The 17,940-nt window shown below is 38.2% G+C and carries 14 protein-coding genes and 1 tRNA gene; 8 read left to right on the top strand and 7 right to left on the bottom strand.

What is annotated here, in order from left to right:
* Positions 1–17: 17 nt before the first annotated feature.
* A complete protein-coding gene (gene ccoG / locus J8L73_RS09570) occupies positions 18–1,400 on the top strand; it encodes a cytochrome c oxidase accessory protein CcoG (RefSeq protein ID WP_211016560.1) in 1,383 nt (460 codons plus the stop codon).
* Positions 1,401–1,442: 42 nt separating this feature from the next.
* On the opposite strand, the gene J8L73_RS09565 is transcribed toward ccoG, so the two are convergent.
* The 3 genes from J8L73_RS09565 to J8L73_RS09555 form a co-directional block, all read right to left on the bottom strand.
* Entirely contained in the window at positions 1,443–1,853 is a 411-nt protein-coding gene (locus J8L73_RS09565) for a hypothetical protein (protein WP_211000440.1), read from the bottom strand.
* Positions 1,854–1,926: 73 nt separating this feature from the next.
* Positions 1,927–2,841, bottom strand: coding sequence for a M14 family metallocarboxypeptidase (locus J8L73_RS09560; protein ID WP_211016558.1), 915 nt, complete (start codon positions 2,839–2,841; stop codon positions 1,927–1,929).
* A gap of 112 nt (positions 2,842–2,953) precedes the next feature.
* Entirely contained in the window at positions 2,954–3,691 is a 738-nt protein-coding gene (locus J8L73_RS09555) for a hypothetical protein (RefSeq protein WP_211016557.1), read from the bottom strand.
* 260 nt (positions 3,692–3,951) lie between these two features.
* On the opposite strand from J8L73_RS09555, the gene J8L73_RS09550 reads away from it, so the two are divergent.
* Both J8L73_RS09550 and J8L73_RS09545 read left to right on the top strand, forming a co-directional pair.
* Entirely contained in the window at positions 3,952–6,507 is a 2,556-nt protein-coding gene (locus tag J8L73_RS09550; RefSeq protein ID WP_247659612.1) for a UvrD-helicase domain-containing protein, read from the top strand.
* A gap of 401 nt (positions 6,508–6,908) precedes the next feature.
* Entirely contained in the window at positions 6,909–9,179 is a 2,271-nt protein-coding gene (locus tag J8L73_RS09545) for a GGDEF domain-containing phosphodiesterase (RefSeq protein WP_211016547.1), read from the top strand.
* A 240-nt stretch (positions 9,180–9,419) separates the two neighbouring features.
* On the opposite strand, the gene J8L73_RS09540 is transcribed toward J8L73_RS09545, so the two are convergent.
* Positions 9,420–9,821, bottom strand: coding sequence for a hypothetical protein (locus tag J8L73_RS09540; RefSeq protein ID WP_211016545.1), 402 nt, complete (start codon positions 9,819–9,821; stop codon positions 9,420–9,422).
* Between the two features lie 4 nt (positions 9,822–9,825).
* Positions 9,826–10,737 carry a zinc dependent phospholipase C family protein gene (locus J8L73_RS09535; protein WP_211016544.1) on the bottom strand — a complete coding sequence of 304 codons (912 nt, stop codon included), beginning with the start codon at positions 10,735–10,737 and terminating at the stop codon, positions 9,826–9,828.
* A 331-nt stretch (positions 10,738–11,068) separates the two neighbouring features.
* Here J8L73_RS09535 and J8L73_RS09530 point away from each other — a divergent pair, with 331 nt between their 5' ends.
* Positions 11,069–12,727: a cyanophycinase gene (locus J8L73_RS09530; protein WP_211016542.1), complete on the top strand. Its 1,659-nt coding sequence runs from the start codon at positions 11,069–11,071 to the stop codon at positions 12,725–12,727.
* A 119-nt stretch (positions 12,728–12,846) separates the two neighbouring features.
* Entirely contained in the window at positions 12,847–13,095 is a 249-nt protein-coding gene (locus J8L73_RS09525) for a hypothetical protein (protein ID WP_211000449.1), read from the top strand.
* 176 nt (positions 13,096–13,271) lie between these two features.
* Here J8L73_RS09525 and J8L73_RS09520 read toward each other — a convergent pair.
* A tRNA-Pro gene (locus J8L73_RS09520) sits at positions 13,272–13,348 on the bottom strand.
* A gap of 111 nt (positions 13,349–13,459) precedes the next feature.
* The gene (locus J8L73_RS09515; protein WP_211000456.1) at positions 13,460–14,083 is read right to left on the bottom strand and encodes an arylesterase; all 624 of its coding nucleotides are present in this window, start codon (positions 14,081–14,083) and stop codon (positions 13,460–13,462) included.
* Here J8L73_RS09515 and J8L73_RS09510 point away from each other — a divergent pair, their 5' ends adjacent.
* From J8L73_RS09510 to ruvC, 3 genes are all read left to right on the top strand, one after another.
* Complete coding sequence (locus J8L73_RS09510; protein ID WP_211016540.1) at positions 14,084–14,797, top strand: ABC transporter ATP-binding protein; 714 nt, start codon at positions 14,084–14,086, stop codon at positions 14,795–14,797. It begins immediately after the preceding gene.
* The gene (locus J8L73_RS09505) at positions 14,787–17,288 is read left to right on the top strand and encodes an FtsX-like permease family protein (protein ID WP_211016538.1); all 2,502 of its coding nucleotides are present in this window, start codon (positions 14,787–14,789) and stop codon (positions 17,286–17,288) included. The genes J8L73_RS09510 and J8L73_RS09505 overlap by 11 nt, the downstream gene beginning before the upstream one ends.
* Before the next feature lie 127 nt (positions 17,289–17,415).
* Positions 17,416–17,940 (top strand): crossover junction endodeoxyribonuclease RuvC, encoded by a 525-nt coding sequence (gene ruvC / locus J8L73_RS09500; RefSeq protein WP_058549799.1) that lies wholly within the window; start codon positions 17,416–17,418, stop codon positions 17,938–17,940.

Here is a 17,940-nt window from a genome sequence, read left to right as displayed (position 1 = left end):
ACTATTAAGTAAGTACTATGAAGTTTGATATTAAAGAAGAAGACATGATCATCAAGCCCTATAAAACAGAAGGGCCTATTTATATTCGTCAGCAAAAAGGTTTTTTTCAGCGAATACGCCGTAACCTAGGTTGGTTGCTTATGCTCACATTTGTAGCTATTCCTTGGTTGCAATATAAAGGTCAGCAAGCTGTTTTGCTTGATGTAGCAACTCAAAAATTTACAATCTTTGGCTTAACCTTACTTCCGCAAGACTTTATGATTTTAGCCCTGCTATTTATGGTGGGCGCCTTTGCGTTGTTTTTTGTAACTAACTGGTTGGGGCGAGTTTGGTGTGGTTATACTTGTCCGCAAACTATTTGGATGCTGATATTTTCTTGGGTTGAGCAGCGTATAGAGGGCACTCGCAATCAACGTATCAAGCTAGATAAATCAAAATGGACATTGAGCACTTGGCGTAAAAAAATCACTAAGCACAGTGCATGGATTGTAATATCGGTGCTAACGGCCACTTCATTTATGGCTTATTTTATACCTGCGAAAAGTTTATACATGGAAATGTTCACTTTTGAGTGGTCAGGCATTACCAGCTTTTGGATATTTTTATTTGCATTGTGTACTTACGGAAATGCCGGATTTTTACGTGAAAAAATGTGCACCGTTGCTTGCCCGTATTCTCGTTTTCAATCGGTTATGTTCGATAAAGACACTTTAGTGGTTACTTACGATAGCGCACGAGGCGAAAACCGGGGGCCGCGTAAACGCAAAGCCGATCCTAAAGCGCTTAATTTAGGTGATTGTGTAGACTGTAATTTATGTGTAGAGGTGTGCCCTGCAGGTATAGATATACGCAATGGTTTACAGTATGAGTGCATAAACTGTGGTTTATGTATTGATGCCTGCGACGACACAATGGATAAGTTTGGCTATCAAAAAGGATTAATTAAATACGCTAGCGAAAAGCAAATGGAAGGCAAAAAAACCAATCCATTCAGATTAAAGCTACTTGGCTATGGTGCATTAACTGCTTTATTGGTTATCACCATGTTTGCATGGATGTTACAGCGTACGCCTATTGAGGCGTCAGTACTTCGCGACAGAAACGCGCTTTACAGAGTGAACTACGAAGGCTTGGTAGAAAACCCTTATACGCTAACTATTATTAATAAAACGCAGCAGCCTATGCATTACAGCATTGCTATTGAAGGATTGGCAGGCGCGACACTTACAAGCCCTAAGTCAACACTTGTACAACCAGGTGTAATGAAGAGCGTACCGGTTACCGTTACCGCCGATAGCTACGACATTGAGCGAAAAGTAACTAAACTTAAATTTATAGTAACAGCGCAAGAAGATGCCAGCATCACTATAACCAAAGATAGCCAATTTTATAAAAATTAGTACAGTATAAGAGCAGCATATAAACAGTGACTTGAGCCTTACTTAGCTCAAGTCATGGTTTAATTCATTTAAGATAAATTGCTTTGCCGACTCTAGATTATCAAAAAGACAATCTTTAAACGAAACATCTCTTTTGGCGTTTTGCATTATTCGTTGCATTTGGCTTATAGCAATAGGTGATGTAAGCACAAACGCGCTAATTAAACAGTTGTTTTGCTGCATGCTATGGCTGATTGCTACCATTTCTTGTTCGGCCTGTGGGGTTGCAGCAATAACGTTTGAGGAGTCACTTATATAACCCCATTGTTCGCCTTTAAATGATTGAATAGTTTCAAAAAGTGCAGCTTTAAAATTACTTAGAAGCTCAAGTTCTAGATTTCCGCTGAATTGCGCAATAACTATATTATCTTCAAGCGATAAATTAACGTGTCCATTTTTATTTTTATATTCCATTAATACTTCCTAAATTAGCTTTTTATTTAAATTTAGTTTAGCAGCCAAAACGGTACAAGCAGCTGCTAACTTATTAAAGTGTTTTAATAAAGTTAAGTGCGCTTTTAATAACCGCTACCTGCGCTAATATACATTCTTCATCTGTTGCAGTTGGGCTATCTGGGTATACCTCTGTTGTAGTTACATAGGGGGCGTCTGTAAAGCCCATACATAAACCTAAATCGCGAGCCGCATAGTTAATAACGCCAAATTGCTCTTGGGGTACGCCAATAAGCTGATTATTTTCATCGCTTGGCGCGATATGAGTAACCTTTGCTACCTCTTCGATAATTATTTTTTGAAATTCAGGCTCAGGTTTATTGGCGTCGGCCACTAAATAAAAACCATCAGGTATGTTCCAATTAGTGTTTGTAGTGCCTTCTCGTGCTGCAAGTGCAGGTCTAAATTCGCTGTTATCACTGTCAGTAGTTTCATGAAGGTCAATATGCGCTGTAAGCTCTAAATCAAGAGACTTAACATACGCCATAATCGCAGCCGATTCTGGCGCTGGGCTATTTTCATAAAACGAGCGGTTAGGATCAATGGCCGCAGGGTTCCAGCGGTTAATTGTTTCGTATCCCCAAGGGCTAATACATGGGGCAATAACAATGTTAAAGTGATCTGTATAATTTAAAGCAGTGGTTTTAGCAAACCTAAGTGCGCCATGTACGCCACTGGTTTCGTAGCCGTGCACACCACCAGTGATTAAAATAGTCGGTTTGTTTTTATCTAACTGAGGTGTTTTTAGCACATATAAAGGGTAGGTACCCGCAGCGTAATTAAGCTCGCCGTATTGCTCAACTGTTAATAAACTTTTTAGCTCGTTAATTAAAGACACAACGTCATTTTGGTAGCTGCGTTTAATGCTTTGGCTTTTTAACCACTGGTCTTTATCGTTGTTATTCCATTTAATGCCAGGTGTGCCAATAGGGTAAGTGCTATGAGTCATAATTAACCTTTATGTAGTACTAATGCATTTGCTTTTTATAAAAAAGGGCAGTGCAATGAGTAAAATTACTTAATAAAGGCATAGCTTAACGCTGAGTAAAATAGCGTGCAAATTAAAACGTTAAAGTCATGTTTTTAATAGCACGAGACTGCTGGGCTTTAATGTAGCTTTGATCTGTAAACTCATCAGCAATATTACCAAAGCGCTCTCGTATTACGCTAAGCGTTAAATTACATGACTTACTTTTATCTATCTGTATGTTTTTAAACATATCAAGATTTTCAAGGGGGATTTCAAGGTGTGACGAAGAAAGCTCTAAGGTGCCAGATTGAATAAGCGAGTCGTTGCTTAACGTTATACAGCGACTAGTTAGCTCTACATAGCTTGTACTATTAGGATCTGTTCCATCAAGCTGTAAAGTTAACGTACTATCAATCTTAAATAGTTGCTCATTACTTGGCGTTAAAATAATAAAGTTTAGTGGAAGTTCTACGTTTGAGCTTGCACTTATGCCATTACTACGCCCAAATATTATATTAAATAGTTGATTATCGTCAGTTGTGTTTATATAAGCTTGGTAGTCATCATCTAAAAATTCGGTATCTTTTTTAAGTGTTACAACGCTACTATTGAAAGCGGCTTGTAGCGTATCAGAGTCACTTAATGTAACGTTAGAGCCAGTAATATCATTAACGTTTAGCTCGGCATTAATACGCGTTTTACTGCCATCAGACACCAAGTTAAATCCAGCCCAAAGTTCTTTTGTTTCTACTAGGTGTGATTCAGTTTCTGAATTACAGGCACATAAAGCTAAAATGAGTGCTGCAGACATAACGCATTTTTTAAACATAATTAGCTCCTTTAATAGTATTAGCTTTAAACGTAACAATAGGTTAATTAGCTGTAATTTAATTGTGAGTTTGTATTGTTGCATATCTAACTATCTATAAATGTTTAAATTTGTTAACGGGTGTAATAAAAAATTTAAATAATAGATCTAAATAGAATCTTAGCGTTTTATTAACGTATTAAAGCCAAGTTTACAACGCTAAATGCAATCAAAAGAATATGTTACAATTAAACCAAAGCATGTTTTGATATTGAAGTATTATGGCGCAGTATATTGCTACTCCAAGTTGGCTAGGCCGTTTTTTTACCCGCATTAAACACGTAAGCATTGAGCAAACAGAGCTTGTAGTGCACTTTAAAAATGCGCAAACACAGCGTTTTTTAATTAAAGACTTCTATAATTTTGCCGCACTAAATAACCGCGTGTTTAGTGCTAAAATAACCCTAAGCGACGATCGCAACACATCCATTAGCTTTTTAAATAAAGCGCAAGCTCACGCCTTAAGTTGCGCAATTAACGACCAGTTTTCGCAGTTGCTAGAGCAAAAGGTTAACAACGCTAAAGCAGTATTAAAGCGTTATGCTTTAGATGAATTTTTACGTGATAGTTCCCTAAATACACTCACAAACAATGTATTTATGCTATGTGGTCATTACAATAAAAATAAAAATACATGGCTTGAGCATTTATCACCCGCCAGTATTAAATTTTTAAATATACTTAGTAGCACGCCTAATAATGCTCAAGCAGTGGCATTACTGCGCCAAAAATATGAGCAAAAACAACTGACTCTTAGAAATGATTTTTTTAATAAAATAGAATCTAATCCACTCACTACAGAGCAGCGTTTAGCGGTAATACGCGATAACGATAAAAACCTAGTGTTAGCCGCTGCGGGTACAGGTAAAACATCTGTCATGGTGGCAAAAGCATTAAATTTAATAACCAGTGACATTGCAAAACCTGAGCAAATTTTAGTGTTAGCGTACAACAAAAGCGCTGCTAACGAGCTTAAAGAGCGCTTTATTAAACGCGCGGTACAGGCAAAATTACCCTGTAAAACACCGACAATCTTAACGTTTCATGGTTTGGGTCTAAAGTTATTACAAAGTGCAAAAAAATCGGTTGAACTGTCAAAATTTGCAACCGATCCAATATTATTAAATGGTTGGCTTACCCAGTGGGTGAGCAAAAAACTACAAGCAGACCCTAAATTTTTAAAAACATTTGTAGATTTGCTTCACGAGCCTATAGATATATTTAGCTTTAATAATAATGCAGAGTATGAGCGATACGTGCGCGGCAATGAATATAGCAGCTTAGCGGGTCATAAAGTTAAAGGTTACCAAGAACTGTTAATTTCTAATTGGTTGCATTTACACTCTGTACCGCATAGGTATGAAGCGACTTACCAGCCTAATAATACTTTGCAGCTGCAAAGCAAGTACCAACCAAGTTTTTACATTTCGCAATACAATTTATATTTAGATCATTTTGAAATTGATAGACGTGGTAATACGCGTGCCGACATAGATAAAAAATACTATATTGAGCAAATAGCGTTTAAACGTAAACTACATAAGCAAAATGGTACTACGTTACTTGAAACCTTTCACTATAACTGGCTTGAGGGAAAGCTTGAACAAACCTTAGCTAAACAACTAAAGCACCATAATGTTGAGCTTGTGCCTTTGAGTAGTGACAAAATATTTCATACCTTAAATAACTCTGGGCAATTACAACAAGGGGTTGATAAATACATAAAATGTTTGCAAGCCATTAGAGTAGAGCAATTATCTCACCAGCAAATAGAGCAGCGAATAAAGCAAAGCGGTATTAAAAACTATAAGCAATATGCGGCCTTTTTAATGCAAATTCACGATGCGTATGTAAATGAACTAAGCACTCACAATAGTATTGATTTTGACGATATGATTATTCAAGCAACTAAGGCTGTAAAAAATGGGGATTTTAATGTTTCATGGAGCCATATTTTAGTTGATGAGTTTCAGGATATATCAAGCGCGCGGATGGCGTTTTTAAATGCAATTATTAAACACGGCAATGGGATACGCTTTACAGCTGTGGGTGATGACTGGCAGGCTATTTATAGGTTCTCGGGTGGTAATTTAGCGCTAACCACACAATTTAACGAGCTTGTAGGTAGCCATTCACTAACGATACTACAAAAAACATTTAGGTATAACAACAGCATAAGTGATGTGGCAGGGCGCTTTGTAATGCAAAACCCTGAGCAATATAAAAAACATATTATTACCCATACTCAGGTAACTGCACCGCAAGTAATTTTACTCGACGATTTATACCAAGGAACTAAATCAATCGAGATAAAGGTTCAGCAAACAATAAGTACCATTGAAAAAAATGACGCCTCAGCCAGTATTGCCATACTTAGCCGATATCGATACATGCTAAACGGTGTTCAACAGCATTTAAAAGGTAAAAAACACACTAACCCACTTTATTTTTGGACGCTGCACAGCGCAAAGGGACTCGAGGCCGACTACTGTATTATTATTGGTTTTGAGCAAGGTAAGTTAGGGTTTCCAAGTGATAACCAAGATAATTTGCTGGTGGAGTCGTTATTACCAAAGCAAGATAGCTTTACTCATTCACAAGAGCGCCGATTATTATATGTAGGTATTACGCGCGCAAAGCATAAAAGTTACTTAATTGCTGATCCTTACGCTTGCTCAGCGTTTATTAAAGAGCTTATTAACGACGACTACCCCATTCATATAGCATCTGATCTTTTCAAAAAATCGCAATTGCAGCAAAGACAATGTGTAACGTGAAGTGATGGATTAGTTACACCTAAATCGGGTAAATACGGCGACGACTTTAACTGCACTAATACTCAGCTGTGTAAGACCAACTTTAGAGTATGTAAAAGCTGTAAAAGTCCATCGGTTGATAAAGCTACACATTGGCAATGTACAAACCATGAGTGCCAAGCACGCCAACCTATTTGTGAACAATGTGGACGCGAAATGCGCTTACTTCAGTCAAAGCATGGTGAGTTTTTAGGATGCAGCGGATATGCTTTAAAAGAGCACAACTGTAAAAATACCCGAAAAGTAAAAAATAATGCATTTTCTAATTAATCGAACTTAAAGTTAGTAATGCATCGTATTTGTTTGATTTTAACGATTTTAAAATGTTTAATTAACTATTGAGCTTTTACTTTTTATTAATTATGCATTTTCTTAATAAGTACTTTTTGCTGTCTGATCACTATACCCATGACAATGAGGTTACTCATTGGCGGGTTAGCGCATTGCGTATTATTTCTACCTTAGTAATGTTGTTATGCTTTGGTGTTGCGTGGCATACATTCACAACGGCTGTAGAGCTTGACCTACTTCACATAGTAGTACTTACCTTTAGCTTTTTAACTATTTCTGCCGGTTTAGTCTTAGCCAGCAAGCGTTTTTATAAGCAAAGTGCGCATGCTTTGTTAGCTGCGATTGTAATTTCCAGTCTTTGTATGAACTTATTTTTAACCGATCTGGAGCTTGCTAAGGTGGGCTCTATGTTTATGTATTCCTGTCCCATAATTGCACTGATGCTAATTGGTAACCGAACGGCCATAGTTTACGCCGTACTAAATACAGTCCCGTTTTATATGATTATTAATAATATAGACCTATCAAGTGTTACGGGTATAGCTCAGCAGCTCCCAAGCGCAAATTTGTATATAACCGGGCTTATATTCTTATTTTTTAATATCTGTATTCCGTTAGCAGTGGCCAGGACAATCGTCGCTGCAAAGCGATTAAATAAGTCGATGAGTGTGGCCAACTCACTATTAATAGATAAAAACGAGTTATACAAAACATTTTTTACCGAGTCAGATAAAGCTAAAATTATTGTTGATGAACATTTTAATATTACCGATGCCAATAGGTGCGCCGACAATTTGTTTGCTGTCAATAAAAAGCAGATAAGTAAGGGCATTAATATAACGTCGTTAGTTCCTGAGCTAAACCTTAAAACAAATAATATGAGTCAGGTTCTACAGCATAAAAGACGATTTTTAAGGGCTAATTACTCACTAGCCATGAATAAAAATTATCGGGTGTATGAATTTTATGACTGTACTCAAGAGCAAATAATTAAGCAAAATTTAGCCAATATGGAGCAAGAAAACAAACGGCTAAAATACCGCAACCCACAAACAAAGCTCCCTAATAAACATTGGTTCGAAATGCAATGTGATCGCTTAATTACTAAATATCAACGCGGCTTTTATATTGTTGTTACGCAAACAGCTAATAGTGAATATTTAAAATTAAAACTTGCGCAGCAAGACTCTCAGGCACTTTTAATTAATGCATACAAACGTTTAAAAATAATGCCAGAGGGGCCTTTTTTGTGTGCACATATTGGCGCAGGTAAGCTTGCTCTTATTATTGGTACTCAATCACATGAAGAGTTAAAAGCTAAAATTTTACCAAGTATTAAGCATACGCTCGACGAAACATACAAAATTAACAATGAGCGCTGCCAACAAAATTTTATGTTTGGTTATGCATGTTACCCGCAGCATGGGCAAAACAGTGCTGAGGTACTTACTAATGCAAGTAGTGCACTTAAACACGCTAATAAAAGCGAGCCTTTAAGTGGCTATGATGAAAAGCTTTCACAGGCTTTTTTAGAAAAATATGAAATATCAATGCTCCTCGACGAAGCACTTTTACAAGGCGACTTGAATGTACATTATCAGCCTAAAGTAACTGCAAGTGGCGAGTGTATCGGCTTAGAGGCACTTGCTCGTTGGGATAGCCCTATACTTGGTGTTGTATCGCCAAGTGTGTTTATTCCTATCGCTGAAGAGTACGCAATGGTTAGCCGATTAACTGATCTAATTATTCAAAAAGTATGTTCGCAAATAGCCGATTGGAGTCAAAAAGGGTTACCCACTGTACCAGTGGCAATTAATATTTCACTGCTTGATTTTAGCCAAGCCGACTTCATGTCGAAGCTAGTGAAATACTTAGCTGATTTTAATATAAAGCCCCACCAAATAGAGTTAGAGCTGACCGAAACATCATTAGAGGCAAATCAGGCGCACTCATTAGAGCTAATGAATACACTGCAGTCGTGGGGTTTTATTATTTCGGTGGATGATTTTGGTGTTGGTTATTCTAATATAGCGCGTCTTGCGGAGTACCCAATAAATAAGTTAAAACTAGACCGTTCTTTAATTAGCCAAGTAACTACCTCTTCAAGGCAAAAGAGCTTAGTAAAAGCGGTGCACGTTATGTGTGAAGAGCTAGATATTAAATGTGTCGCTGAGGGCATAGAAACATCAGAGCAAGTCGCCATAATGGCACAAATGGGATGTAAAGAATTTCAGGGTTTTTACTTTGCCAAACCAATGCCGGCTAAAAAATTAGAGACGCATATTAATCGCGAAGGGTTAATGTTCAGCCATGCTAGGCCTAAAGAGTCAAACACCATTTAATATAAATTTTATTAAATGGTGTTTAGTATTTAACCTGAGCTCTGGATAATAAATCTATCTCTCGCAGCTATTTTAAGCGCTAACTGTGTTGAATTTACTGAAAATAAATAGACTAGCTATTGACCTGTAAATTCGCCTTGTTTTCACTGAAACTCTCTGCCTAGAGAAAATAAACTCAAATATCATCATGATAAAATACGTTAGTAAATCTCTTAACCAGAGTTCAGGTTATTTAAATGCTCAGTTACAAAGCTTTTGAGCATTTGCAGTAACCTCGCATCTTTGTGCTTTTTTAGCCTGCCAATGCTGTATGTCTGATTGCGCTGTACAGCCTACATCTTCAATTAAGGCTGAGTTTTTATCACACAAAAGTAATACCGCATTATTTTTTTGAACGTCAACAATAAGTGTATATGTGTCAAAAGGTGCAAGCTTGCTTAAATCGTTATTTATAGCGGCCATTAACAGGGCATCGGTTGACTCAAATTTTGTATCACTAAATTTTAATGTGCCATCCACCGCAGTAGCTATATCTTTTAATTGTGAGGCGAGGTCGCTCATTAGCTCAGGGCTTTTGTTTTGCGATGAAGTCGTGCATCCCATTGCCAAAATTAATAATGTGGCTAAAAGTGAGTGTTTCATATTATTAATTCCATGCGGTTAAGTTATTTTGATCGTCGTAACCTGTGTCTAGATTCCAATTTTTAATAGCGTTTAGGTCGGTATCTAAAAATACAGCGTTAGTAATAATGCTTATGTAATGCTGAATATTTTTTACCGCAAAATCAAAAATAGCATCGTAATGCATAAGATTTCTAGGCGTATTTAATTGCTCAATATAAGTTGGGTCTATTTCATCAGGGCGGGGGTAAAATAAGCCCTTATCGGCAGCAACATGCTTTGCAAATGCAAACAAGCGGTAGCTTTCTTCTACATTATTCACCACAGTCTGAAAACCTGTATGCCATGTATTAAAGTTTGGTGCATGTTTGTTATTATAATTGGGGTGAATGCTTGTTAGCGCATGCTGCCATATATTTATTATGTCAGGATCAAAATTTCCCAAGGAGTCAGTACACGACCCCATGTTATGTTTTATTCGATCGGCGTAGCCAATTTCACCTAAATTTAAGCGTTGCCATATATAGGCATCTTGATTCATTTCGCAGGTTCTGTGCGCGGTTTTATTTTGCTCATACGGGCCTACCTTTAACTCAACAACGGGGTGAATTGTAATATCGGCTGCAACATGTGCCATATAACCACACAGCCATGCAAAACACTTTTCAAATGCCTCGCCGTTTAATGTTTTACAATACTCAACCATTACTTTTATCAAATCGCCTGTGCGCTCGTAATGCATTAAATCGGCCCATGCATTTTGCGAGGCTTGCGCTATTGCTAAGTAAGGGTAGTCGGGGGCTACACAGCCAAGCTCAACATAGGCTTGGCGCTGAGTCAAAATTAGCTTAGCTTTGTTAGGAATATCGATGTTTGTGAGAGAATTCGTTTCGGTTGCAATATTAGCCGCCGTTATATGGGCAAAAGCACCTGGCATTGTCATATCCTTATGGTTTTAAGAGTACTTACCTTAACATAAGTAATACATATACATCAGAGGCGTAGTTTTTCAATTGGTTTAAATACCCTAGATAGAAAATCTAGCTCCTCATTAGAAAAGTCCATATTTCACTTTCGTCATAATAAAAAATCCACGCTATTTTAAATATTGCATTTGGTCAATAAACTAATTGTTTTAACTTGCTTAGTTTTTTATTACCTAAATGAAAATCAAAAATACTAGAACTCTTCTTTTAAATAGGTATTTAGCCAACGTTAGCATACTGATAAACTAAATAAATATTACTAGTAACACTATAGAGAATTTTATGCGTACTTTGTTTTTATCAAATATGCGAACACGCCTTTTATTTACTTTACTCCCTGCTTTTTTATCATTAAATACAGTTGCGCAAGAGCAAAGCCAAACACTCATTTTAGTAGGCAGTACATTGGATGTGTGTAACAGCAGTAACGCTAAAAACTGCATAAATAGTCAGCAAATTAAAGGCAAACAACACAGTTGGTTTAAAGTAACGAAGGCTAAAATAAAACAAATAAATTTAAATTGGCCAACTAATAATACAAACAATAAAAGCGCTGCAGTACAGTCATTAACTAAAATGCTTAATAAAAGCACTAAGCCACTCTCAAAAAGTGATTTATTATGGCAATGGCGCGATATAAACAACGAAGGGCTAAATAGTTTATCAAAACAAGAGTATAACTTTGTGATTGATATGCTAGAGGAATTTAAAGCTGACAAAGTACAGGTTAACACCGCATTAAATGCTCAAAACAGTACTAACAATATTTTGCAGTTTATATCGGGCAGCTTAAAAGTAAATAACCCCAATCCAAGCATGCTTGTAGTTACAGCATCTAGCAAAGACCCATACAGTACAGCTAATCGTTCTACAGCTCTTTTTGATTCAACAAATATCAACACTCAGTGGTTAGCGCTTACCCCTGCGTTAGTCAAAGCAATTACAACAAATAGCTGTAATAGTCTACCTGCACTTAGGCAAAGCGAAATGGGCGTTTATAACCGAGACGTTGTTTACCCTGAGCAAACAAAAATTGAAATGGCACTGTGTAAAGGTGGCGTACACGCATTAACTAGCCTTATAAAAAATAGTACAGGCGTTATGTTTAACGATGGCGATGTAAGCCTTACTCGTAAAGTATTATTCGATCAAAACAATAACCCATACCCTTGGACACAAGCACTGCAATCTCGCCCTGTAATTGTAGGTGAAGGGGCTGGCAGCTTAGTACAAAGTGCAGCCGCTAAAAGTAATTTAAATACTGCAATTGTTACAGGCGGCTCAAGCCTTGGGGCGCTGCGAGGTGACAAAGCCACTAAGCAGCAACAGCTTACTTATACCACAGCTGGTGGCTTAGGTAGTTTTAATTATGGCCTGCTCGATAGCCAATTTAGTGAGCAAAACAGAACGCTTAGGCTTGCAACACTGCTAAGTAAAACAAGCACAAAAGCCAAAAGTGATGAGCAATTACAGCAAGGCTTTGGTATTGATGAAAATACCGCTTTGGTGGCTATTAAATCACCTGGGAGTAATTTAATAACCGTATTAGGCAGTGGTGGAGTGGTGCACTTAACAACAAACACTCAAGGTAAAACGCAAGGTACTAAAACGATTTACAACTATTCTTACTGGCCAGCTGGTAGCGTAATAGATATTAAAAATAATAAATTTAGCTTAAGTGAGCGCACTGTGAATCAATCACTGCCAAGTATAAAAATTCCTCCGCTGCCAGTGCAACGTTTTGGCGGTATTTTGTATGACTCAAAATTACGCTCACTCACACAAGCAATGTGCTTAAGCCAAGAGCAAAGCACGGTAGCCCAACAAGATGAGTTTTTAATTGGCTTTAGTAGTACTGAAAATACAACCTATTATCGCGTAAATGCAAAAGAATTTGGCTGTGCAATAAGTAACTTAAATTTAGCACTTAGTATGTTTTAAAATATATAGGCGCTGCATTCAAAGCAAAGGGTTTAAGTTTGTTTAAGTGCCCTATAAAATATGACTATATTAAATTATATGCTTATCCCTTTAATAAGCACGACTAACAAAGAGCTTTTATGAATAACGAACACGACATGATAGATAACTTAGCAGACCTTGAAGTTTTTTTACTCGCTGTAGAAAACGGCGGCTTGGGTTTAACAGGTGTTGCAGGCGTAGGAATGGCTACAAACAATAAAGATGGTAGCCACTTTGTCGCTGTATTTGACGACCGTCAGCAACTTTTATTAGCTCGCAGTGTTACTAAAGATGTTTTTGATAATGGCAAAGACATGGTGCGTAACGGCGTAGGGCGAAAGCACTAAATTTATTAATCTGAATTCAGATAAGTTATAAATTTTTAAAGCGCTAAAGGCGCTTTTTCGTATTTAAATGCAAACTAAGGGAGATTTCAGTTTAAAATATCATTTTATTGGAGAGAAAATTAGTTATTACGGCATTAAATATGAGAAATTTGGAATAGTTACCCTAAGGATTTAATTGGTCGGTATGGAGAGATTCGAACTCTCGACCCCTGCCACCCCATGACAGTGCGCTACCAAGCTGCGCCACATACCGACGTTGTATGCAATAGTACGTGTATTTTTTTAAAAATCAATAAGCGATTGTTTGTTTGGATGTTTATTACACAAGAGGCCTAAAAAGGCGCTCTTGCAATGTAATAATTGGCTAGTCTTTATTTAACCACTTTTTGATCGAGCCATACATCTCATCTCGTATTAATGGCTGAGCTTTTTTGTTAGGGTGTAAACTATCGCTTTGCATTAGTTCAGGTTTACCTGCAACATTAAGCATGAAGAAGTTCATTAAATGCGCATCTGTCTTCTCACTTATTTGTGTAAAACTGTCGGTGAACATTTTACTGTAGCGTGGGCCGTAATTTGGGGGAATGTAAATTTCCATTAGGGCGGTCATTGCATTAGCAGCTTGGCTTTTTTCGATAAGCGAAGTTAAGTTAGCTTGCATTTTATTAACTGGAAAACCACGTAAGCCATCGTTAGCGCCAAGCTCTATAAGCACATGAGTAGGCTCGTATTGCTCAAGCAGTGCATCTAGGCGGCGCAGGGCACCACCGGAAGTTTCGCCACTAATACTGGCATTTATTAATTCGATATTACTTTGCTCTGCATCGTATTTATCTTGTAACAATTTGACCCAGCCTTGTTCTTGTTTGAGTCCGTAGGCTGCACTTAAACTGTCACCGAGTATTAAAATCGTGTTGTCGGCTGCTGCGCTCAGTGGCTTGATAACTAAAAATAAAATGAATACAAAACGAAGGATTGAATAAGTCATATGTCAGCGCTTTCTCAATTAAATATAATTCAGGTAAATGGTTTGTCTAAAGTGGTCTCTACCTTTGAAGGTGAGTTGCCCATCCTCAGCGACATCAGCTTTAATGTCAAGCATGGCGAGTCAGTTGCAGTAGTTGGTACGTCGGGTTCTGGTAAATCTACGTTGCTTAGTTTATTGGCAGGGCTTGATACAGCAAGCAATGGTGAAATATTTTTAGACGGTGCACCGCTTCATAATTTAGACGAAGAGCAGCGCGCAGCACTTAGAGCGGAAAAAGTGGGCTTTGTTTTTCAATCTTTTATGTTGGTACAGAGTTTAACCGCGCTTGAAAACGTTATGTTGCCGGCAGAGCTTGCAGCCGAAAGCGATGCAAAAGAGCAAGCGCTTGTGTTACTTGAAAAAGTAGGGCTTAGCCATCGGGTTGATCATTATCCGTCGCAGCTATCTGGTGGTGAGCAGCAACGTGTAGCAATTGCGCGAGCATTTATTGGCACACCAAAAATTCTTTTTGCTGATGAGCCTTCGGCTAACTTAGACAGTAAAAACGGCAAAATGATTGAATCACTTTTATTTGATTTAAACACTCTGCACGGCACTACGCTTATTTTAGTAACGCACGATGAAGCACTTGCGAAAAAGTGTGAACATATTATTCAAATAGAAGCCGGATTACTTGTTAAAAGTGAAGCTGAGGATACTGCAAATGTGGGCTAAGTTAGCGCTTAAATTATTTGCGCGAGAGCTTAGACGTGGCGAGCTTACTGTTATAAGCGCAGCAATTGCGCTTGCTGTATTAACGGTGCTTACTCTTTCTATGGTTACTGAGCGCATCGCACAAAGTATTGCACAAAAAAGTAGTGCGTTTATAGCCGCCGACCGTGTACTTGCAAGTGCTCATACACTCGATACTGCTTTTATTACCAAAGCAAAAGAGCAAAACCTGCAAACAGCACAAATGGTATATTTTGATACCATGCTTTTTGCAAACGACGAAATGCAGTTTAGCTCAGTAAAAGCAGCTTCAAACGAATACCCGTTAAAAGGGCAGTTAAAAATTAAAAACAGCTTGATGGGTGAAACCGTTATTGCCCAGGGCGGGCCTGCACCTGGCAATGTATGGTTAAGCGAGTCAGTTTTTTATAGCTTAAATATTGATATAGGCGCACAAGTAGAGCTAGGGGCAGCCCTTTTTAATGTTGAAAAAGTAATTGTAGAAGAGCCAGATGCACCATTTAATGTGTTTTCGAGTAGTCGTCGTGTACTAATAAATATTGCTGACGTGTCAAAAACAGAGGTTATTCAGCCTGGTAGTCGTGTTTATTATCGCCAGCTTTATGCAGGTGATGAGGCTGACATAAATAGCTTTTACGAATGGTTAAAGCCACAAATGGCTGAAAACCAGCAGTGGTACGGTGTTAAAGACCGCCAATCGCCAATCTCTAAGAGCTTAAACCGTGCAGAGAGTTTTTTACTACTAGCCGGTTTGTTGGGTATTATTTTAGCTGCAGTGGCGATTGCTGTATCGGCAAAACGGTATTGTGAGCGCCAGTACGACCCCGTAGCGATGATGAAAACGCTAGGAGGAAGCCGTTCAACTATACGTAAAATATACATGCTGCATTTGCTTTTAGTGTGTGTAATGGCGGTGTCTATTGGTTTATTAATTGGTTATGGCTTGCAAGAAATCGCAACGAGCTATTTATCAAAAAGTATGGGAATGGAGCTGCCTTTAGGTGGCTTTAAACCCTGGTTAATCGCTATAAGTACAGGCGTAATATGTGCGGTTATGTTTTCTATTAAGCCGTTATTTGATTTATTTGATATCCCGCCGCTTAGAGTACTGCGCCGTAATTTAGGTGATCAGTTAGCAGTAAGCCGAATGCATTTAGGTATGAGTGCGCTAACGGTGTTTTTATTAATGTGGCTTTTTAGTAACAATATAAAAATTACCCTTATTTTGTTTGTGTCTACTTTAGCGCTTATTGGAGTGTTGTTTTTACTCTCTAAACTTATATTTGGTGGTGGGCGTAAACTGGGATTAAAACCAGGTAACAGCTGGTCTTTGGCTATTGCGTCTATTCAAAAGCGTGCAAACGTAAATGCTGTGCAGCTTATTAGCTTTTCGTTAGCGATTAAATTGTTGTTGTTCTTAATTGTACTTAAAAATGACATGATTTCTGATTGGCAATCGCAGCTTCCAGCTGATGCGCCTAATGCCTTTTTAGTGAATATTACGCAAAATGAGCTTGAGCCAGTAAATGAATATTTAGCGCAAAATGATATTCAGGTATCAGACTTTTATCCAACCATTCGTGGGCGTGTAAATGCAGTAAATGGCGAGTTGGTTGCACGTAAAGTATCGCTGCAAGACAACGAGAAAAAAGACGAAGAAGCTCGCTCGGGCATTGGCCGTGAGCTAAACCTAACGTGGCTTAAAGATGTCCCAGCTCAAAACGAAATTATAAAAGGGCAGTGGTTTGGTGAAGGTGTAGTAGGTGAAGCATCGGTTGAGGAGTCAATGTTAGAACGTTTAGACGTTGAAATAGGCGACACTTTAACATTTTTAATTGGTGCACAGTCGTTTGACGCTAAAATTACTAGCGTTCGTAAAGTAAATTGGGCGACCCTGAAACCTAACTTTTTTATAATCTTAAGCCCCGACGTACTTAAAGATTTTCCGGCGACTTATATTTCATCGGTGCGTATAGAGCCAGAGCAAAAACGAGACTTTAGCCAGTTATTACGTACTTACCCAACAATAACCGCAATTGATGTTGATAATTTTGTTAAACAAATTCAAACAACTATTCAGCAAGTGTCGTTAGCTATTGGGTTTGTACTTGCCATAGTTGTATTGTGCGGTGCGCTGGTGCTTATATCGCAAGTACAGGCAAGTTTAGGCGAGCGTATGCAAGAAATTGTAATTTTGCGAACGCTGGGAGCTAAAGGGCGCTTAATTAAAAATGCGACGTTATATGAGTTTTTAATATTGGGTGCTTTAGCGGGTTTTGTTGCGGCACTATTTAGTGATGTCGCGCTTTTAATTGTGCAACAGCAGATGTTTGACCTAGCAGGCAAATTACACCCCGCTATTTGGCTTATAGGGCCTGTATCGGGTGGTGTATTTGTGGCCGCGCTTGGCTACTTTATGATTGCCAGTAAACTTAAACAAAATACTCAAGGGTTAGTTCGCGCATTGGCGTAAGCTATACTTTGAATCATTAAACGCCCACTTAATTTGTGGGCGTTTTTGTTTTTACTTGTTACTGGTAATTTATACAGTGCTCTGGCATTATTAGCATAATTAAAAAATAACAATAATGGAGCCCTGTTTGGCTATTATTTTAGGGATAGATCCTGGCTCACGATTAACCGGTTATGGTGTTGTGGCGCATCAGGGCGCTAAGTTCACATACTTAGGCAGTGGCTGCATAAAATTGGCCGATCATCCATTTCCTATCAGGCTTAAAATGATTTACCAAGGGATCACGCAATTAATCGAACAATTTTCGCCAGAAACTTTCGCCATCGAAAAAGTATTTATGGCGCACAATCCCGATTCGGCTTTAAAACTAGGCCAAGCGCGAGGAGCCGCTATTGTAGGCGCTTCTATGGCTGATTTACCGGTATTTGAATATTCAGCAAGGCAAATTAAACAAGCCGTGGTGGGTAACGGCGGCGCCGATAAATCGCAAGTACAACATATGGTAAAAAATATTTTAAAATTACCAGGTACGCCTCAGGCTGATGCAGCCGATGCACTTGCTATTGCTATTTGCCATGCACACTCAGAACAAAATTTAATTAAACTAGCGGGTAGCGCAAGCAAAACCGTTAGAGGACGTTTAAGGAAATAA

Source organism: Pseudoalteromonas sp. MMG006, from assembly GCF_018101025.1.
GTDB lineage: Bacteria > Pseudomonadota > Gammaproteobacteria > Enterobacterales > Alteromonadaceae > Pseudoalteromonas.
This window is presented reverse-complemented; position numbering and strand designations above follow the sequence as displayed.